At 77.5% G+C, this 21,610-nt stretch carries 2 protein-coding genes; both read right to left on the reverse strand.

Features of this window, described 5'->3' with window-relative positions:
• Window position 1: 1 nt before the first annotated feature.
• Complete coding sequence (locus tag ACZ7N4_RS16635; RefSeq protein WP_471358994.1) at window positions 2-11,644, reverse strand: SDR family NAD(P)-dependent oxidoreductase; 11,643 nt, start codon at window positions 11,642-11,644, stop codon at window positions 2-4.
• A complete protein-coding gene (locus ACZ7N4_RS16640) occupies window positions 11,644-21,507 on the reverse strand; it encodes a type I polyketide synthase (RefSeq protein ID WP_471359168.1) in 9,864 nt (3,287 codons plus the stop codon). Before ACZ7N4_RS16640 ends, ACZ7N4_RS16635 begins: the two co-directional genes overlap by 1 nt.
• Between the last annotated feature and the right edge of the window lie 103 nt (window positions 21,508-21,610).

Raw genomic sequence — 21,610 nt, forward strand, 5'->3', positions numbered from 1 at the left:
GTCATGCGCTCCTGTGCGTGGTGGTGTCGGACCGGCCGGCCCGGGAGAGCCAGGCGTGGACGGCTTCTGCGGTGGCACCGGCGTGCTCCTCCAGCATCGAGAAGTGGTCGCCGGGGGTCTCCTGCGGCGTGGCGTCGGCGGCCCAGGACGGCTGGGGACCGGACGGGGCCCCGGGGAGGGCTTCGGTGCCGGGCCGTGCCGCTGTGCCGGGAAGTGCTTCGGCGGCGCGCAGGAAGAGGGTGGGGGCGGTGGGGCCGGTGGGTGTCCAGTCGGCGAAGAGCCGGAAGTAGGCGCCCATCGCGGTCAGTGAGCGGGTGTCCGTGGCGGCCTCGGCGCCGTGCCGGGTGAACAGGCCGTCGGTCAGGGCGGTGGCCAGCGTGTCGCTCGTCTCGCTCTGGAGGTACGTGTCGAGGAGCACCAGGGCCGCCGGGGCCGCCCCGTCCGCCGCGAGGCGCGCGGCCACCGCGTGGGCGGTCCAGCCGCCCGACGAGTAGCCGAGCAGCGCGACGGGCCGGCCGGCCGCGTACCGCCGTACCGCCTCGGCCTGTGCCTCGACCACCGCCCCCCGGGTGCCGGGGAGGAGTTCGCCGGGCAGGAATCCGGGCTGGGGCACCGCGACCACCTCGCGCCGGCCGCGCAGCGCGCCCGCGAACCGGGCGAACTGGTGGGGGCCGGACATGGCGACCACCGCCGGGAAGCAGACCAGCGCGGGCTCTTCCGTGCCGTCGCCGCTCGCCAGCCGGACCGGCTCGGACCGCTCCCCCAGGTCGGCGAGGGTGGTGAAGGAGGGGAGGAACCGGGAAGCCACGCGGAGCAGTTCGATGCCCTCCAGGGTGCGGCCGGCGTCCCGGGCCCGCCGGAACAGTGCGCCGACGCCGTCGTCCTCGGGCGGCACCTCGGTCGCGGCGGTGCTGGTGGCGAGTTCGGTGCTCAGGTGACGGACGAGGGCGGGGAGGGTGGCGTGGTCGAAGACCACGGTCGCCGCCAGGCGCAGGCCGGTGGTCCGTTCCAGCCGGTTGCGCAGTTCCACCGCGGTGAGCGAGTCCAGGCCGAGCTCGGGCAGTGACCTGTCCTCGTCCACGTCGTCGGGCGAGGAGAAGCCGAGGACGGCCGCCGCCTCCGTGCGGACGGCCGTGCGCAGCGCGTCCTCCAGGGCGGCCCCGCGCAGTCCGGCCGGGAGCGCAGCCGGCCCGGTGGTGGGGGCGGGAGGTGCGGTGGCCGGTGCTGCCCCGGCGGGGTGCCGGGCCGGCAGGCGTAGCGGTTCGGGCAGGCCGGGGTCGTCGGCCAGGGCGCTCAAGCGCTCCGGGACCGTGGCGAGCGGGGCCAGAATCGGGTCGGGGGCGTCCGCGCCGACGGCCGCGTCGAACAGCGCGAGTCCCCGCTCGGGCGTCAGCGCCTCGATGCCCGCGCGGGCCGTACGGCGCAGTTCGGGCGCGCCCGCCATGCCTTCGCCGCCCTGGTCCCACGGCCCCCACGCGAGGGACAGCGCGGGCAGACCGTGCGCCCTGCGGTGCTGGGCGAGGGCGTCGAGGAAGGTGTTGGCGGCGGCGTAGTTGGCCTGGCCGGGGGCGCCGAGCAGGCCGGCCGCCGAGGAGAACAGCACGAAGGCGGACAGGTCCGTGTCCCGGGTCAGCTCGTGCAGGTGCCAGGCCGAGGCCGCCTTCGCGCGCAGCACGCGTTCCAGGTGCCGCGGGGTCAGGGACGCCACGACCGTGTCGTCCAGGACGCCCGCGCAGTGGACGACCGCGCCGACCGGACGGTCCCCCGGGACGCCGGCCAGCACCGCGGCCAGGGCGTCCCGGTCGCCGACGTCACAGCCGGCGACCGTCGCCGTGCCGCCGAGCCCCTCGATCTCGGCGGCCAGCGCGGCCAGTCGGGGATCGTCGGCACGCCGGCCGACGAGCAGGACGTGCCGTACCCCGTGGGCGGCGACCAGGTGACGGGCCGTCGAGCGGCCCAGGGCTCCCGCGGCGCCGGTGACCACGGTCGTGCCGTCGGGTGTGAAGGCGGCGGCGCCGCGGGCCACGGCCGAGGGCACGAGGTGGGGCGTGCGCGGCTCTCCCCCGCGGATCGCCACCTGTGCCGCCCCCGAGGCCACGGCGGCCGGCAGGGCGTCCCAGGACTCCCGCGCGCCGTCCACGTCCACCACGGCGAACCGGCCGGGGTGCTCGGAGGCCGCGGAGCGCAGCAGCCCCCACAGGGGGGCGTGGGCCAGGTCCGGTACGTCCTCCTCCGGCCCCGCCGCCACCGCGCGGCGCGTGACGGCCACGAGCCGGGACCGTGTCCGGCGGGCGTCGGACAGCCAGGCCCGGATCAGTTCCAGCGCCCGGTGCAGGGGCTCCGGGTCGAGCGGGGCGTGCGGGGCGTGCGGGTCCTGGGTGGCGTGCGCGTCCAGGGGGGCGTGCGGGTCGTGTGCCGTGAGGAACGGGACGAGGACGGTGTCGGTGCCGTCCGGGACCCGGGTCAGGTCGTCCACCCGGGGCAGGGAGCCGATCGGGGTGGAGCCGAGGACGGTCCACGTGCGCGGGTCGGGTGTCGGCGCCGGGGCGTCCGGGCGGGTCCAGTCGACGCGCAACAGGGACCGGTCGGGGCGGGGGGAAGCGGAGACCGGGCGCAGGGACAGGGCGGTGACGGAGGCGACCGGAGCGCCGGCGGGGTCGGTCAGCTCCACGGCCACGGTGCCCGGGGCACCGGCCGGGGTCACGCGCACCCGCAGCGCCCGGGCCCCGGTGGCGTGGAGCCGGACCCCCCGCCAGGAGAACGGCAGGACGGGCGGGGCGGGCCGGTCGCCGTCCCCGAGGCCCAGGACGTGCAACGCCGCGTCCAGCAGGGCGGGGTGCACTCCGAAGGCGTCCGGGTCCGTGCCGTCGGGGAGCGCGACCTCGGCGAGGAGCACGACACCGTCGCGCCACGCGGCCCGGAGGCCCTGGAAGGCGGGGCCGTGCGACAGGCCTGCGCCGGCCATCCTCTCGTAGCCGCCGGTGAGGTCGACGGGGGACGCTCCCGCGGGCGGCCATGTCCCGGGAGGAGTGGGCGGGTTCTGGCCGGCGGCGGACAGGGTGCCGGTGGCGTGCCGGGTCCAGGTGTCGCCGGTGAGTGCGTGGACGCCGAACGACCGCCGGCCGTCGGTGTCCGGTTCCTGCACGGACAGCCTCAGGGGCACGGGGCCGTGGTCGGGGACGGCCAGCGGGGCCTCCAGGACGAGGTCCTCGACCGTCGGGCAGCCCAGCTCGGCGCCCGCGCGCAGGGCCAGTTCCGCGAGGGCCGCGCCGGGCAGCACCGCCGTACCGGCGACGCGGTGCTCGGCCAGCCAGGGCCGGGCCCGCGCGTCGAGTTCGCCGGTGAAGACGGAGCCCCGGATGTCGGGGGCGGACACGGCGGGGCCCAGCACGGGGTGTTCCCGGTCCGCCCGCCGGGGGGTGGCCGCGAGCCAGTACCGGCGGCGCTGGAAGGGGTAGGTCGGCAGGTCCACCCGGCGTGCGCCGGTGCCCTCGAAGTACTCCGTCCAGTCCACGTCCACGCCGTGGACGTGCGCTTCGGCGAGGGCGGTGGTCAGGGCCCGGGGTTCCGGGAGACCGGGCCGGAGCAGGGGCACCACCGCGTGCTCGCGGCCGGCGAGGCAGTCCCGGGCCGCCACGGTGAGCGCGGTCCCGGGGCCGACCTCCACGAGGACGGCCGCGCCGTCGGCCTCCAGCCGGGCCACGGCGTCCCGGAACCGCACCGGCTCCCGCAGTTGGCGCACCCAGTACTCGGGCGAGCACAGGTCGGCGGCGGAGGCGGGACGGCCGGTGGCCGCGGAGACCACGGGCAGTGAGGGTTCCCGGAAGGTGACGCCCCGCGCGATCCGCCGGAACTCGTCGAGCATGCCGTCCATGTGCGCGGAGTGGAAGGCGTGGCTGACGCGCAGCCTCCGGGTCCGGCGGCCGGCCCGCGCGAGCCGGGCGGTCAGCGCGTCCACCGCGTCCGCGTCACCGGAGACGACCACGGAGGCGGGCCCGTTGACGGCGGCGAGCGCGACCCCGTCCGTCAGCAGCGCCGCGACCTCCTCCTCGGGTGCCTGGACGGCCGCCATGGCACCGTGGACGGGCAGCGCCTGCATCAGCCGGCCGCGCGCCGCCACCAGCGTGGCCGCGTCCTCCAGGCTCAGGACGCCCGCGACATGGGCGGCGACCAGCTCGCCGAGGGAGTGTCCGGCCAGCACGGCGGGCCGTACGCCCCACGACCGCAGCCGGTGTGCCAGCGCCGTCTCCACGGCGAACAGGGCCGGCTGGGTGTAGTCGGTGCGGTCCAGCAGGGCGGCGTCGGCGGTGCCCGGCTCGGCGGACAGGACCTCACGCAGGGGCCGTTCGAGGAACGGGTCGACGTATCCGCACACCTCGTCCAGGGCCTTGGCGAAGACCGGGTCGGCCGCGGCCAGTTCGCGTCCCATGCCGGGCCGCTGGCTGCCCTGGCCGCTGAAGAGGAAGGCCACGGTGCCGTCGGCGGTGCGTCCGGTCAGGGCGCCGGGCCCGGGCGTCCCGGTGCCGGCGAGCCGCTCCAGGGCGGCCGTCCGCTTCTGCGGTCCGGCGACGACGGCCGCGCGGTGGCGGAGCGCGGAGCGGGTGGTGGCGAGGCTGAAGGCGAGGTCGGCGGCGGGGGTGTCGGGGCGGGCGCGCAGGTGCTCCAGCAGGCGCCGTGCCTGGTCGCGCAGGGCCGACGGGGTCGAGGCCGACAGCAGCCAGGGCGCGCCGTCGTCCCGCGGCTCCCGGGCGGGGTCCGCGGGCGCCGGGTCCGGGCCGGGTGCGGCCGGGTCGTCGGGGGCCTGTTCGATGACGGCGTGGGCGTTGGTGCCGCTGATCCCGAAGGAGGAGATGCCGGCCCGGCGCGGCTCTCCGGTGGCGGGCCAGGCGACGGCGTCGGTCAGGAGCCGTACCCCGCCGGCCGACCAGTCGACGTGGGGGGTGGGGCGGTCGACGTGCAGGGTCCGCGGGAGTGTCCCGTGGCGCATGGCCTCCACCATCTTGATCACGCCGCCGACGCCCGCCGCGGCCTGCGCGTGCCCGATGTTCGACTTGAGCGAGCCGAGCCACAGGGGCCGGTCGGGGTCGTGCTCGCCGCCGTAGGTGGCCAGCAGGGCCTGGGCCTCGATGGGGTCGCCCAGCACCGTGCCGGTGCCGTGCGCCTCGACGGCGTCGACCTGGCGGGCGGTCAGTCCGGCGGCGGCCAGCGCCTGCCGGATGACCCGCGCCTGCGCCGGTCCGCTGGGCGCGGTCAGCCCGTTGCTGGCGCCGTCCTGGTTGACCGCGCTGCCGCGCACCACCGCGAGGACGCGGTGACCGTTGCGGCGGGCGTCCGAGAGCCGTTCCACGAGGAGGACCGCGACGCCCTCGCCCCAGCCGGTGCCGTCCGCGCCGGCGGCGAACGACTTGCACCGGCCGTCGGGGGCGAGGCCCCGCTGGCGGCTGAACTCGATGAACGGCCCCGGGGTCGCCATGACGGTGGCGCCTCCGGCCAGGGCGAGCGAGCACTCGCCGGAGCGGAGCGCCTGGGCGGCGAGGTGCAGCGCCACCAGCGACGACGAGCAGGCGGTGTCCACGGTCACGGCGGGGCCTTCGAGGCCGAGCGCGTAGGCGACGCGGCCGGAGGCGACGCTGCCCGCGGTGCCCGAGCCGAGGTAGCCCTCCACGTCCTCGGGGGTGCCGCCCGCGGCCCAGGAGCCGTAGTCGTGGTACATCACGCCCGCGAAGACGCCCGTGTCACTGCCGCGCACCGACAGCGGGGCGATGCCCGCCCGTTCGAACGCCTCCCACGACACCTCCAGCAGCAGCCGCTGCTGCGGGTCCATGGCGAGGGCCTCGCGCGGGCTGATGCCGAAGAAGCCGGGGTCGAAGTCGGCGGCGCCGTCCAGGAATCCGCCGTGGCGGGTGGCGATGGTGCCGCGCCGGCCGGGTGCGGGGTCGGGGTCGTACCGGCCGTCGATGTCCCAGCCCCGGTCGCGGGGCATCTCGGCGATGGCGTCGCGGCCGGACACGACGAGGTCCCACAGGTCCTCGGGGGAGGTCACGCCACCGGGGTAGCGGCAGGCCATGCCGATGATGGCGATGGGCTCGTCGGCGGGGCCGCGGACCGGGGCCGCGGTCGCCGCCGTGGTCGCCGCCGTGGTCGCCGCCGTGGTGCCGGACAGCAGCACGCGCAGGCGGGCGGCGAGGTCGCCGGGGGTCGGATGGTCGAAGACCATGGTCGTCGGCAGCCGCAGGCCGGTGTGGGCGCCGAGCCGGTTGCGCAGTTCGATCGCGGCGAGCGAGTCGAAGCCGACTTCCGCGAAGGTGCGGTCGTCGGGGACGTCCCGCGCGCTCTCGTGGCCGAGGATCGCCGCGGCCTCGGCCCGCACCAGCTCGGTCAGCTCGCGCAGTTGCTCGGCCTCGGGCAGGGCGGCGAGGCGTCCGGCGGGGGCGGTGCCGCCCGGCTCCGCGGGGGACGCCGTGCGCCGCCGGCGTGCGGGCGGCGCCAGGGCGCGCAGCAACGCCGGTGCGGTGTCCGCGTCGAGCCGGCGCGGGTCCAGGTGGAGCGGTGCCACCAGCGGCTCGTCCCCGGCCAGGGCGGTGTCGAACAGGGCCAGCCCGTCCGCCTCGGGGATCGGCCGCATGCCGAGGTTCGCCAGCCGGCGGCGCGCCGGGGCGTCGACTCCGCCGACCATGCCCGTGGTGCCCTCCCACAGGCCCCAGGCCAGGGACAGGGCGGGCAGTCCGCGCCGGCGGCGGTGTACGGCGAGGGCGTCGAGGAATCCGTTGGCGGCGGCGTAGTTGGCCTGGCCGGGGGCGCCGAGCAGACCGGCCGCCGAGGAGAACAGCACGAAGGCGCACAGGTCCATGTCCCGGGTCAGCTCGTGCAGGTGCCAGGCCGCGTCGGCCTTCGGCGCCATGACGCGGCGCACCCGGTCCGGGGTCAGCGCCTCCACGGTGCCGTCGTCGAGGACGCCGGCCGCGTGGACGACGGCGGTCAGCGGACGCTCCGTCGGCAGCGCGGCCAGGAGACCGGCCAGGGCCTCCCGGTCGGCGGCGTCGCACGCGGCGACGGTCACCTCGGCGCCGAGGGCGCGCAGCGCGGCGGCGAGGCCGTCCGCGCCCTCGGCCGCCGGACCGCTGCGGCTGGTCAGCAGCAGGTGCCGCACGCCGTACCGGGCGACGAGGTGCCGGGCCAGCAGTCCACCGAGCGCCCCGGTGCCACCGGTGACCAGCACGGTGCCGTCGGGGTCGAACACCGGGGGCGGACCGGCCGGGGTGCCGGTGGGGGGCGGGGTGGGGGTGGGGCCGGACGGGTGGGCGGGCGGGGTGTCGGTGGGGGGTGGGGCGGAGGACCGGACGGGCGGGGCACCGGTGGCGGTTGGGGCGGACGACCGGACAGCCGGCGCACCGGCCGGGTCCATGCCGGACGAGCGGGCGGCCGGAGGGTTCGTGGGGGCGAGGCGGGGGACGAGGAGGCGGCCGGCTCGGACGGCGACGGCCGGCTCGTCCGCGCCGAGTGCCGTGGGCAGGTCCCGGGGCAGTTCGCCGGGGGCGTCGGTGTCCACCAGGACGATCCGTCCCGGATGTTCCGACTGGGCCGACCGCAGCAGGCCGAGGGCGGCGGCGCCCGGCAGGTCGGTGACGTCCTCCTCGGGTCCGGCGGCCACGGCCCCGCTGGTGACGACGGCCAGACGGGTACCGGTGAACCGGTCGTCGGCGAGCCAGGCCCGCAGCTGCTCCAGGGTGTGGGCGGCGCGGTCCGCCGCCGCGCGGTCCGGCCGGTCGGCGGGCGGGGTGTCGAGGAGCGGCAGGAGCAGCACGCCGGGGGGAGCGGCGGCCGAGTCGAGCGCCTCGGCGAGCGGCGCGGTTCCGCCGTACGGCGCCGGTACGACCGGTGTCCGCGGCGGGGCCCAGGTGAGGCGGAGCAGCGGTTCGCGGGGGCCCGCGCCCTCGGTGAGCTTCCCGGCCGGGCGCAGCGCCAGCGACCCGGCGGTGAGGACCGGCCGCCCGGTCCGGTCGGCCACCTCGACGGTGACCGTGCCGGGTCCGCCCGGGGTGAGCCGTACGCGGGCGGCGACGGCACCGGCCGCGTGGAGGGACACGCCGTGCCAGGAGAACGGGAGGGAGGCGGTGTCGGGGGTCCCCGGGAGCGTGCCGAGGCCCAGGGCGTGCAGGGCGGCGTCGAGCAGCGCGGGGTGCAGGCCGAACGCGCGGGCGCTGTCGTGCTGTTCGCCGTCCAGGGCGACCTCGGCGAACAGCTCCTCACCGTGCTGCCAGGCCGCGCGCAGGCCCTGGAAGGCGGGGCCGTAGTGGAGGCCCTCGGCGGCCAGGCGGTCGTAGAGCCCGTCCAGGTCGAGGGGGGTCGCGCCGGCGGGTGGCCAGGGCTCCGGGTCGTCGTCGGTCCGGGGCGGCTGTGGGGCCGTGCCGGACAGCACACCGGTGGCGTGCCGGACCCAGGGCTGCCCGGTCAGGGCGTCCTCGTCGCGCGCGTACACCTCGACCGGCCGCCGGCCGTCCTCGCCGGGCGCGCCGACCCGGATCTGCAGCTGCACGGCCCGGTCGGCCGGGATCACGAGGGGGGCGGTGAGGGTGAGTTCCTCGACGTGGTCGCAGTCCGCGTGCAGGCCCGCGCGGAGCGCCAGTTCCAGGAACGCGGTGCCCGGCAGCAGCACGGAGCCGCCCACGGCGTGGTCGGCGAGCCAGGGCTGGGCGGCGGGCGTCAGCCGGCCGGTGAACAGGTACTCCTCGGAGTCCGCCACGAGCACGCTCGCGCCGAGCAGCGGGTGGTCGGGGAAGCCGAGACCGGCCGCGGAGACGTCGACCCGGTCGCGGGCCGGTGCCGTGAGCCAGTGGCGCCCGCGCTGGAAGGCGTACGTCGGCAGCTCCACCCGGCGCGCGTGGGTGCCCTGGAAGAACGCCTCCCAGTCGACGCCGGCGCCGCGCGTGTGGAGGTGGCCGGCGGCGGTGGTCACCGTGGCGGTCTGCGGGCGGCCGGCGCGCTGTGCCGGTACGGCCGCGGAGACGGCGCTCAGGCAGGCCTCGGCCATGGGTGTGAGGGCCGCGTCGGGCCCGAGTTCGAGGAAGGTCCGCACCCCGGCGGCTTCGAGGTGGCGTACGGCGTCGGCGAACCGGACGGGCCGGCGGGCGTTGCGCACCCAGTACTCGGGGGTGCACAACTCGTCGGCGTCCGCGGGCGCTCCGGTGACGGTGGAGACGAAGCCGATGCGGGGCGGCCGGAGGTCGAGGCCGGCGGCGATCCGCCGGAGTTCCTCCAGCATGGGGGTGACGCGGGCGGAGTGCGAGGCGTAACTGACGTTCAGCCGACGGGTCTTGCGGCCCTGCCGGGCGAAGTGGTCGGCGAGCGCGGTGACGGGCTCCTCGTCGCCGGTGAGGACCACCGCGCCGGGGCTGTTGACGGCGGCGATCTCGGCGCCGTCGGTGAGCAGGGGACGGACCTCGTCCTCGGCGGCGGCGACCGCCACCATGGCGCCGCCGACGGGGAGTTCCTGGGTGAGCCGGCCCCGTGCGGCGACCAGGGCCGCCGCGTCGGGGAGGGAGAGCACGCCGGCGGCGTGGGCCGCGGCCAGCTCGCCGCCGGAGTGGCCGAGGACGTGGTCGGGTTCGACGCCCCAGGAACCGAACAGCCGGAACAGGGCCACTTCTACGGCGAACAGGGCGGGCTGGGCGTAGGCCTGTCCGGAGAGGAGCGTGTCGCCGCCCGGGGCCGGTTCGGCGAAGACGGCGGGGCGCAGCGGGGTGGGCAGGTGCCGGTCCAGTTCCGCGCAGGCGGCGTCGAAGGCGTCGGCGAAGGCGGGGAACGCGGCGTACAGGTCGCGGCCCATGCCCGGGCGCTGGCTGCCGCCGCCGGTGAACATCATCGCGAGGCCGCCGGGGGCGGTGCGCCCGTGCAGCAGCCCGGGCGCCGGCCGGCCGGCCGCGAACTCATCGACGGCGCGCAGCAGTTCCTCCCGGTCGTCGCCGGTGAGGACCGCGCGGTGCTCCAGGGGGGTGCGGGTGGTGAGCAGGGAGTAGCCGACGTCGAGCGGGCCGGCGCCGAGGTGGCGGCGCAGGTGCGCGGAGAGGCGGGCGGCCTGGGCGCGCAGGGCCTGTTCGGAGGCGGCGGTCAGGGCCCACAGGGCGGGCCTCGGCGGCGCCGTCCGGGCCGTGGACCGGGGCTCCTCGGGCCGGGGCTCCTCGGACCGGAGCCCCTCGGGTCGAGGCTGCCCGGACGGCGTCTCCTCGGACGGCACTTCCTCGGACGGTGGTTCCTCGATGACGACGTGGGCGTTGGTGCCGGAGAAGCCGAAGGACGAGACGCCGGCGCGCCGGGGTGTCCCGGCGCGGGGCCACGGGCGGGGCTCGGTGAGGAGTTCCACGGTGCCGGAGGACCAGTCGACGTGCGGGGTGGGCTCGTCGACGTGGAGGGTCCTGGGCAGCAGCTGCTCGCGCAGGGCGAGGACCATCTTGATGACGCCGCCGACGCCGGCGGCGGCCTGGGTGTGGCCGATGTTCGACTTGAGGGAGCCCAGCAGCAGGGGGCGTTCCGGGGCGCGGCCCTGGCCGTAGGCGGCGAGCAGGGCTTGGGCCTCGATGGGGTCGCCGAGCGTGGTGCCGGTGCCGTGCGCCTCCACGGCGTCGACGTCGCCGGGGCCGAGGCCGGCGTCGGCGAGGGCCTGCCGGATGACCCGTCGCTGCGCGGGCCCGTTGGGGGCGGTCAGGCCGTTGCTCGCGCCGTCCTGGTTGACCGCGGTGCCGCGGACGACGGCGAGGACGCGGTGGCCGTTGCGGCGGGCGTCGGAGAGCCGCTCCAGCAGGAGCACGCCGGCGCCCTCCGCCCAGCCGGTGCCGTCGGCGGCGGCCGCGAAGGACTTGCACCGGCCGTCCGGGGCGAGGCCCTCCTGGCGGCTGAAGTCGACGAAGGGCAGCGGGGACGCCATCACGGTGGCGCCTCCCGCCATGGCGAGGGAGCACTCGCCCTTGCGCAGCGCGGTGACGGCGAGGTGCAGGGCGACCAGGGAGGAGGAGCAGGCGGTGTCGATGGTGACGGCCGGCCCCTCCAGGCCGAAGGTGTAGGCGATGCGGCCGGAGGCGATGCTGCCGGAGGTGCCGGTGCCGAGGTAGCCCATGACCTCCTCGGGCAGTTCCTTCAGCCGGGCGGCGTAGTCGTGGTACATGATCCCGGCGTAGACGCCGGTGCGGCTTCCCCGCAGGGTGGCCGGGTCGATGCCCGCGTGCTCGAAGGCCTCCCAGGCGGTCTCCAGCAGCAGCCGCTGCTGGGGGTCCATCGCCGTCGCCTCGCGTGGGCTGATACCGAAGGGTGCCGGGTCGAAGTCGGCGACGTCGTACAGGAATCCGCCGGCGTGGGCGTGGCTGGTGCCGGCGTCCTCGGCCTGCGGGCCGTGCAGGGCGCCGAGGTCCCAGTCGCGGTCGGTGGGGAAGGCGGAGACCGCGTCCCGGCCCTCGGCGACGAGCTGCCAGAGGTCCTCGGGGCTGCGGACGCCGCCGGGGTAGCGGCAGGCCATCCCGACGACGGCGACGGGTTCGCGGGCGGCGTCCTCGGCTTCCCGCAGCCGCTTGCGGGTCTGGCGCAGCTCCGCGGTCAGCCGCTTGAGGGAGTCGAGGACCTTGTCGTCGTACGGTGTCCGGTCGGTGCCCGTCATCAGGCGTTCCCCAGTTCCTCGTCGATGATGTCGAGCAGCTCGCCGAGGTCGGCGGCGTCGAGTGCGTCGTCCGCGTCGTCCATGCCGTCGTCGGCGTCGGCGCCGGTGACGGCCTCGTCCCAGGCGGCGAGCAGGCCCTTCAGCCTGAGCCGGATCTCTGCGGCGGCCTCGGGGTCGCCGGACAGCTGCGGGAGGGTGTCGCGGAGCCGGTCGAGGTCCGCGAGGGCGGTGTCGGCCGGGTCGGGCGCGGCGGGGACGAGGGTCTCCTTCAGATGGGCGGCGAGCGCGGCGGGTGTGGGGTGGTCGAAGACCACGGTGGCCGGGAGCCGGACGCCGGTGGCGGCGTCGAGCCGGCCGCGGATCTCCACGGCCGCGAGGGAGTCGAGCCCGGACTCGGTGAAGGACCGGTCCGCCGGTACGGCGTGCGGCGAGCTGTGGCCGAGTACCGCGGCGGCCTGGGTGAGGACGAGGTCGAGCAGCAGGCTTTCCCGTCCGGCGTCGTCCAGCGGGAGCAGCCGGTCGGTGAGCGACGGCCCGCCCACGGTCGCGGGGGCGGTGGCTCCGGGGGCGGTCGCGGGGGTGGGGGCCGGGCGCACCAGGCTCCTGAGCACCGGCGGGAAGTCGGGGTTCCGGCTGCGTGGCCGGAGCAGCGGCAGGTCGAACCGGGCGGCGACGAGGACGGGTTCCGGCCGGCGGAGCGCGGCGTCGAACAGGGCCAGTCCGGTCTCGGGGGTGATCGCGCCGAAACCGGCGCGGGTGATGCGGTCGCGCTCGGCGTCGGTCAGGCCGCCCGCCATGCCGCCCCGCTCCTGGTGCCACAGGCCCCAGGCGAGGGAGGTCGCGGGCAGTCCGGCGGCGGCGCGGTGCGCGGCGAGTCCGTCGAGGAAGCCGTTGGCGGCGGCGTAGGCGCCCTGTCCGGCGGAGCCGAGGACCCCGGACGCCGAGGAGAACAGGACGAAGGCGGCGAGCGGCAGCTCCTGGGTCAGCTCGTGCAGGTGCCGGGCGGCGACGGCCTTCGGTGCCATGACGCCGGCCAGGCGCCGCGGGGTGAGGGAGCCGAGGACGCCGTCGTCCAGGACGCCCGCGGCGTGCACCACCGCGGTCAGCGGCCGGTCGGCCGGTACGGCGGCGAGCAGCGCGGCCAGCGCGTCGCGGTCCGCCGCGTCGCAGGCGGTCACCGTCACGTCGGCGCCCAGCGCGCGCAGGCCGGCGGCGAGTTCGGCCGCGCCCTCGGCGGCCGGGCCCCGGCGGCTGGTCAGCAGGAGGTGGCGCACGCCGTGCGCGGTGACGAGGTGCCGGGCGAGGAGCGCGCCCAGGTCGCCGGTGCCACCGGTGATCAGGACCGTGCCGTCCGGGACGCGGACGGTCCCGGGCTCGCCGCCCGGTGGGACCGTGCCGTCCGGGACGCGGACGGTCCCGGGCTCGCCGCCGGGTGCGGGGGTGCGGTCCAGCCGGGGGACGAGCAACCGGTCGCCGCGCAGGGCGAGTTGCGGCTCGTCCGTGGCGAGGGCGGCGGACAGGGCGGCCCAGGCCGCGTCGCTGCCGTCCAGATCGGCGACGACCACCCGGCCGGGGTACTCCGCCTGCGCGGCGCGGGCCAGTCCCCAGACGGCCGACTGGGCGGGAGCGTGCAGCCCCTCATCCGGGGTGCAGGCGACGGCTCCGCTGGTGACCAGCACCAGCCGCCCGCGCGCGGACCGCTCGCTGTCGGCCAGCCAGGACCGGAGGGTGGCGAGGGCCTCCGCGGCGGCGGCCACGGGGTCCGGGGAGCCGTCGTCGGCGGGGGTGACCGGTACGAGGGCGAAGTCGGCGTCCGTGCCGGGGTGGGTGCCGGTGAGGGCGGTGGGCGCGGGGGTCGCGCCCAGCCAGGTGAGGGTGGGCGGTTCGGTGGGCGTGGGGGCGGGGGCCGGGGTCCAGGCGACGCGGTACAGGGCCGCCGACTCGTGGGCGGGCTCGGTGCCGAGGTGACGGGCGGACACGCGCCGTGCGGTCAGGCGGGCGACGCCGGCCACCGGGTCGCCCCGGCCGTCGGCGATCCGCAGGGTGACGGTGTCCTCGCCGGCCGGGGCGATCCGCACCCGCAGGCGTGTGGCCCCGGCGGCGTGCAGCCGGACTCCGGACCAGGAGAACGGCACCGCCGCGCCCGGGCAGGAGCCCAGTCCGTCCATGGCGGCCAGGTGCTGGGCGGCGTCCCAGAGCGCGGGGTGGACGGCGAAGGCGCCGGTGTCGGCACCGTCCGGGAGGGCGACGTCGGCGTAGAGCACGTCACCGTCGCGCCAGGCGGACCGCACGCCCCGGAACAGCGGGCCGTAGCGGACGCCCTGCGCGGCGAAGTCGTCGTACAGGCCGTCGACCGGGACGGGGACGGCGCCCTCGGGGGGCCAGACGCGCAGGTCGGGTTCGGGCGTGGGATCGCCGTCGGCGAGCGCGCCGCTCGCGTGCAGGGTCCAGCGGCCCGGGTCCGTGCCGTCGTACGGGCGGGCGTACAGGCGCAGGGGCCGGCCGCCGGAGTCGTCCGGTTCGTCGAGCAGCAACTGGAGTTCGAGGTCGTCGCCGGGGCCGAGGAGCAGCGGGGCGTGCAGGGTCAGTTCCCGCACCACCGGGCTGCCCACGGCCTCCGCGGCCTGCACGGCGAGTTCCAGGGGGAGGGTGCCGGGTGCGACCGTCGCGCCGAACACCTCGTGCTCGGGGAGCCACGGCACGGTGGCCGTGGAGAGCCGGCCCGTGGCCACGAACCGGTCGCTGTCGCCCAGCCGTACCACCGGGCCGAGCACGGGGTGCCCGGCGCCGGGACCGAAGCCGGTGCCGGGTCCGGTGCCGCGGACGGCACCGCGGCGCGGCCAGTAGCGGCTGCGCCGGAAGGCGTACGTGGGCAGGTCGACCGTGCGCGCACCGCGCCCGGCGAGGACGGCGGCCCAGTCCACCGGTACGCCGTGGGCGTGCAGGCTGCCCACGGCGTGCAGCAGCGCGGCCTCCTGCGGCCGGTCCCTGCGCTGCGCGGCCACGACGGTGCCGCGGCCGTCGAGGCTGTCGGCGGCCATCGGGCCGAGCGCGCCGAGGCCCAGTTCGACGTAGAGGCTCGCCCCGGCCTCGTCCAGGGAGCGTACGGCGTCGTGGAAGAGCACGGTGTCGCGGACGTGGCGGACCCAGCGGCCGGGCGAGCACAGTTCCTCGGCGGTCGCGGGGCGGCCGGTGAGGGTGGAGACGACGGGGATGCGCGGCGGGCTGTACGTCAGCTGTCGCGCGACCCGCTCGAACTCGGCGAGCATCGGGTCCATGAGCGGGGAGTGGAAGGCGTGGCTGACCCGCAGCCAGGAGACGCGCCGGCCCCGCTCCTCCAGTACGGCGACCGCCTCGGCCACCGCGTCGCGCGCACCGGAGAGCACGGTCGCCCGGGGCCCGTTGACCGCCGCGACCGCGACACGGCCGCCGGTGTCGCCGAGCAGCTCGGCACACTCCGTCGGACCGGCCTCCACGGCGGCCATGGCGCCGCCCTCCGGCAGGGCCTGCATCAGCCGGCCCCGGGCCGCGACCAGGGCCGCGGCGTCGGCGAGGGAGAGCACCCCCGCCACGTGCGCCGCGGCGATCTCGCCGACCGAGTGCCCGGCGACGAGGTCGGGGCGGACGCCCCAGGACTCCAGCAGCCGGAACAGCGCCACCTCGAACGCGAACAGCGCCGGCTGCGCGTACTCCGTCCGGTCGATCAGCCCGGCCACGACAGGACCGGCCTCGCCACCGCCGACCGGCCCGGCCGCGACAGGACCGGCCTCGCCACCGCCGACCAGCCCGGCCGCGACAGGACCGGCCTCGCCACCGCCGACCGGCCCGGCCGTGACGGGACCGGCCTCGGCGAACACGATCTCGCGCAGCGGCCGGGGCAGATGCGGGTCGAGCGCGGCGCACGCCGCGTCGAATGCGTCGGCGTAACCGGGGTGTGCGGCGTACAGCTCCCGTCCCATGCCGACGGACTGGCTGCCCTGGCCCGCGAAGAGGAACGCGGTCCGGTGGTCCTCGCGGGCCTGTGCGTGGACGACACCGGCGACGTCCTGACCGGCGGCCAGGGCGGCGAGCGCGGCGGACGCCTGCGCGGCGGCCTCCGTGTCCTGCGTGTCCTCCACCAGGACGACGGCCCGGTGCCGCAGGGCCGCGCGGGTCGTGGCGAGGGACCAGGCGACGTCCAGCGGGCGCGGCGCGGGTGTGGCGGACGCCAGATGTCCGGCCAGGCTCCGGGCCTGGGCGCGCAGGGCGTCGGGGCTCTTGGCGGAGAGCGTCCAGGCGACCGGGCGGCCGTCCGGCTCGCAGGGGGTGTCCTGCCCCGACGGGGTCTCCTCCGGGGCGTCCGTTCCGGGGGCGGCGGGGGGTTCCTCGATGATGACGTGCGCGTTGGTGCCGCTGATGCCGAAGGAGGACACCCCGGCCCGGCGCGGGCGCCCGGCGCGCCGCCAGTCGCGGGGCTCCACCAGCAGCTCCACCGCCCCGGCCGTCCAGTCGACGTGCGGGGTCGGCTCGGTCACGTGCAGGGTCCGCGGCAGCCGCTCGTGGCGCATCGCCTCGACCAGCTTGATGATCCCGGCGACGCCGGAGGCGGCCTGGGTGTGGCCGATGTTCGACTTCAGCGAGCCCAGCAGCAGCGGGGCGCCGCCGGGGCGCCGCTGCCCGTAGGTGGCGATCAGCGCCTGGGCCTCGACGGGGTCGCCGAGCTTGGTGCCGGTGCCGTGCGCCTCCACGGCGTCCACCTCGGCGGGGGTCAGGCCGGCGTCGGCGAGCGCGCTGCGGACGACCCGTTCCTGGGCGGGGCCGTTGGGCGCGGTCAGGCCGTTGCTGGCACCGTCGGAGTTGACGGCGGAGCCGCGGACCACGGCCAGCACCCGGTGCCCGTGGCGCCGCGCGTCGGAGAGCCGCTCCACGAGCAGGACACCGACGCCCTCGCTCCAGCTGGTGCCGTCCGCGTCGGCGGAGAACGAACGGCACCTGCCGCCCGGGGAGAGCACCTTCTGCCGGTTGAACTCGGTGAACAGCAGCGGGCTGGCCATCAGCGTGACGCCGCCCACCAGCGCGAGCGAGCACTCGCCCCGGCGCAGCGCCTGCGCGGCCCAGTGCAGCGCCACCAGGGAGGAGGAGCAGGCGGTGTCCACGGTGACGGCGGGGCCGCCGAAACCGAACGCGTAGGCGAGGCGCCCGGCGAGGACGCTGGCGGCGTTGCCGGTGCCGACGTAGCCCTCCAGGTCGTCCTTGCCGGTGGCCAGCACCCTGGGGTAGTCCTGTCCGTTGGTGCCGACGAAGACGCCGACCTGTCCGGCGGTCACCCGGGTGGGGTCGATGCCGCCGCGTTCGAACGCCTCCCAGGTGGTCTCCAGCAACAGCCGCTGCTGGGGGTCCATCGCGAGGGCCTCGCGGGGCGAGATCCCGAAGAAGTCGGCGTCGAAGTCGGCGACGGTGTCGAGGAAGCCGCCCTGGCGGGCGTACGTGGTGCCGGGCCGGCCGGGGTCCGGGTGGTGGAGTTCGGCGAGGTTCCAGCCGCGGTCGTCGGGGAAGTCGCCGATGGCGTCGACCCCTTTGTCGAGCACCTGCCAGAGTTGTTCCGGTGAGTGCGCGCCGCCCGGGAAGCGGCAGCTCATCGCGACGATGGCGAGGGCGTCGGCGGCCGGGTCGTGCCGGTCGCCGCGGTGCGCGGGCGCGGCCTCGGCCGACGCCGCGTCCGCACCGCGGGCCGACTGCCCCTCGGTGCGGGTGAGGACGTGTTCGGCGACCGCCCGGGGGGTGGGGTGGTCGTAGACGAGGGTCGCCGGGAGCCGCAGTCCGGTCGCCGTGCGCAGCCGGTTGCGCAGCTGCACCGCGGTGAGCGAGTCGAGCCCGAGTTCCTGGAAGTTCTGGTCGTACCCGATCGCCCGCGGGTCGTCGTGGCCGAGGACCGCGGCGACCTGTGTGCGGACGGCGTCCAGCACGGACGCGCGGCGGGCGGCCGGGTCCGTCCCGGCCGGCGCGCCGGTGTCCGCCGGGGCGAGGGGCGCGGCGGCGCCGGGGTGTGGGGACTGCGGCAGGACGAGGACGGCCTGGCCGGCGTGCCGGTCCGCGGCGAGCCGTTCCAGCGCCTCGGCGGCCCGGTCGACGTCCCAGACGGGTACGGACGGCGGGTGCAGCGTCCCGTCGGCGAACAGCGCGGCCAGTTCGGTCAGGGCCGCGCGGATCCGGTCCGGTCCGGCGTCGGCCAGGTCGGCCGTCAGGTAGACGACGCCGGGGTGCTCCGCGGCGACCCGGCCGGCGTCGCGGATCTCCGTGCGGCCGGTCTCCACGAACCGCCCGCCGCGCGGCAGCATCCGCAGGCCGGCGTCGGTGAACTCCCCCGTCAGGCAGTTGACCACGACGTCGGCGCCGTGTCCGCCGGTGGCGGCGAGGAGCGGTGCCGCGAAGTCGGGGGTGGCCGAGGAGGCCAGCCGGTCCTCGGGCAGGCCGAGCGCGCGCAGGGCCTCCGCGTGGTCGGGGGTGTCGGTGGCGAGCACCCGGGCCCCGTGGTGCAGGGCCAGTTGGACGGCGGCGCGTCCCGTGCCGCCGCTCGCGGCGTGGACCAGCACCGTCTCGCCGGGGCGCAGCGCGGCGAGCGCGAACAGGGCGTGGTGGGCGGTCAGGAAGGCCAGCGGGGCCGCGGCGGCCTGGGCGAAGGACCAGCCGTCGGGGACGCGGACGGTGTAGCGGTGGTCGGTGACCGCGAACGGGCCGGCGGCGCCCCGCGGGAACAGGCCCGTCACCGTGTCGCCCACGGCGATGTCCGTGACGCCGGCTCCGGTGTCGAGGACGACACCGGCGGCCTCCACGCCGGGTGCCGTGCCGCCGTCGCCGTGCGTGGCGAGGCCGAGGCCGACGAGGACGTCCCCGAAGTGCAGTCCGGTGGCGCGGACGGCGACGCGGATCTCGTGCGGCGCGAGCGGGTCCCGTACGTCGGAGGCGGGCACGGGCGCGAGGCTGGCGAGGTCGCCGGGTTCCGTCACCTCCAGCCGCCAGGGGTCCTCGGACGCGGACGCGGTGGCGGGCCGCTGTGCCGGGGCGGTGTCGCCCGCCAGCCAGAACCGGGTCCGCTGGAAGGCGTAGGTGGGGAGGTCGACGCGGTGCGCGGCGCCGAAGTACCGGTCGGCGTCCAGGCGTGCCCCGGCCGCCACCGCCTCGGCGACCGCGTCGGCGAACCGGCGCGGTCCGGCGCCGCCGCGCTGCGGGACGCCCACGACGGACGCCGCGTCCCCCGCGGTCTCGCCCAGGGTCCGGGTGAGGACGGGGTGCGGAGCGCACTCGATGAACAGGTCGTGGCCGTCGGCGAGCAGGGCCCGCGTGGCCTGCTCGAACTGCGCCGGCTGCCGCAGGCAGCGGTACCAGAAGTCGCCGTCCTGGGCGGCCGGTTCCAGGAGCCCGCCGGTGGCGGCGGAGTACACGGGCAGCCGCCCGGGGCGCGGCACCACCGGGGCGAGCGCGGCGGCATGCTCCTCGCGGACCGCTTCGGCCCCCGGTGTGCGGGCGCCGTATGTCACCGGGAGGCGTCGCGCCGGGACCCCCTCGGCCTCGCACCGCGCGCGCAACGCGTCGAGGTCCGCGTCGGGCCCGGTGACGACCACGGACCGGGGTCCGTCGACGGCCGCGAGGGTCAGCGAGCCGGTTCCGGCCGCCAGCCAGGCGCGTACGGTGTCGGGTGCCGCGGAGACGGACAGCGGGCCGCCGTGCAGCGGGCCGAACGCCCGGGTGCCCAGCGCCACCGCGCGGGCGGCGTCCGGCAGCGACAGGGAGCCGCTGACGGTGGCCGCGGCGATCTCGCCGTCCGCGCGGCCCAGGACGGCGGATATCCGCACGCCGCAGGACTCCCACAGGGCGGCCAGGGAGACCATGACGGCCCACAGCGCGGGCGGGGCGACCTCGGCGCCGGCCGGCGCGGGCGCCCCGGGCATGCCGCGCAGGACGTCGGTCAGCGACCAGTCGGTGTACGGGCGCAGGGCCTCCGCGCACTCCTCGATCCGCCGGGCGAACACCGGTGAGGTGTGCAGCAGTTCACCGGCCGTGCGGACCCACAGGTCCTCCGTGTCCGAGAGGGCTTCCGGGGAGCCTCCGGGGAAGGCCGCGGGGAGGACTCCGGGGAAGACGAGGACGGCCCGGCCGGTGCCGGCCGGGGTCCGGACGTCACCGCCGGCCGCCCCGGCCGCCAGCGCGTCGACGGCCGCCAGGAGTTCCTCGCGGTCGGCTCCCACGACGGCGGCCCGGTACGGGAACGCCGTGCGGGTGCGGACGAGCGACCAGCCGATGTCGGCGGGCCGCAGCTCCGGGTGGGCGCGCACGTGCCGGGCGAGCCGCTCGGCCTGGGCGCTCAGCGCCTCGGGGCTCTTGGCGGACAGCGCCCACAGCGGCGGCAGTTCACCGTGCGCACGGCCGGCCCGCTCGGACGAGGGCACGCGGCCGTTCTGCCCGGACGACGACGCGTGTCCGGCCCGCTCGGACGACGGCACGTGTCCGGCCCGCTCGGGCCGCTCGGGTTCCGGGGTGGCCGGGGCCTGTTCGAGGAGGACGTGCGCGTTGGTGCCGCTGATCCCGAACGCGGAGACGCCCGCCCGCCGGGGCTCGCCGGTGTCGGGCCAGGGCCGCGCCTCGGTGAGCAGCGCCAGGGGGCCGGCCTCCCAGTCCACGTGCGGGGACGGCACGTCGGCGTGCAGGGTCCGCGGCAGCACGCCGTGCCGCATCGCCATCACCGTCTTGATCACCCCGGCGACCCCCGCGGCCGCCTGGGTGTGCCCGATGTTGGACTTCAGCGAGCCGAGCCACAGCGGCCTGCCGGCCGCCCGTTCCCCGCCGTACACCGACTGCAGCGCCCGGGCCTCGATGGGGTCGCCGAGCACGGTTCCGGTGCCGTGCGCCTCGACGGCGTCGATCTGTTCCGGCCGCAGCCGGGCGTTCTCCAGGGCCTGCCCGATGACACGTTCCTGCGCGGGCCCGTTGGGTGCGGTGAGCGCGCCGCTGGCGCCGTCCTGGTTGACCGCGCTGCCCCGGACGACGGCCAGGACCGGGTGGTCGTTGGCGCGGGCCGCGGAGAGCCGTTCCAGCAGGAGCAGACCGGCGCCCTCCGCCCAGCCGGTGCCGTCCGCGCCGGCCCCGAACGCCTTGCACCGGCCGTCGGGGGCCAGGCCGCGCTGCCGGCTGAACCCGACGAAGGTCGCCGGGGTGGCCATCAGCGACACCCCGCCGGCCAGGGCGAGTTCGCAGTCGCCCTGGCGCAGCGCCTGGACGGCGAGGTGGAGGGCGACGAGCGAGGAGGAGCAGGCGGTGTCGACGGTGACGGCCGGCCCCTCCAGGCCGAAGGTGTAGGCCACGCGGCCGGAGGCGACGCTGCCGGCGCTGCCGGTGCCGAGGTAGCCCTCGATGTCCTCGGCGGGGTGGCGCGACCGGCTGCCGTAGTCGTTGTACATCACTCCGGCGAACACGCCGGTGCCGCTGCCGCGGACCTCTTCCACGGGCAGGCCGGCCCGCTCGAACGCCTCCCAGGCCAGTTCCAGGAGCAGCCGCTGCTGGGGGTCGGTCGCGAGGGTCTCCTTGGGGCTGATCCCGAAGAAGCCGGGGTCGAAGTCGGCGCAGCCGTCGACGAATCCGCCGTGGCGGGTGTACGACGTGCCCGCGCGGTCCGGGTCCGGGTCGTACAGGGCGTCCAGGTCCCAGCCCCGGTCGGTGGGGAAGCCGGTGACGGCGTCGGTACCGGCGGACACCAGCCGCCACAGCTCTTCGGGCGAGCCGACGCCGCCGGGCAGCCGGCAGCTCATCGCCACGATGGCGATGGGCTCCTGTGCCGCCTGTTCGACCTCGTCGAGCCGCCGGCGGGTCGCCTGCAGGTCGGTGGTCACCCACCGGAGGTACTCGACGAGCTTCTCGTCCTCGGCCATCGGTCCTCACTCGTGTGTCATGGTCGGTCGCGGGTTGTCGGGGGCGGTCAGGACCTTCTGGGGT

It is taken from the genome of Streptomyces sp. NPDC107654 (assembly GCF_055639035.1).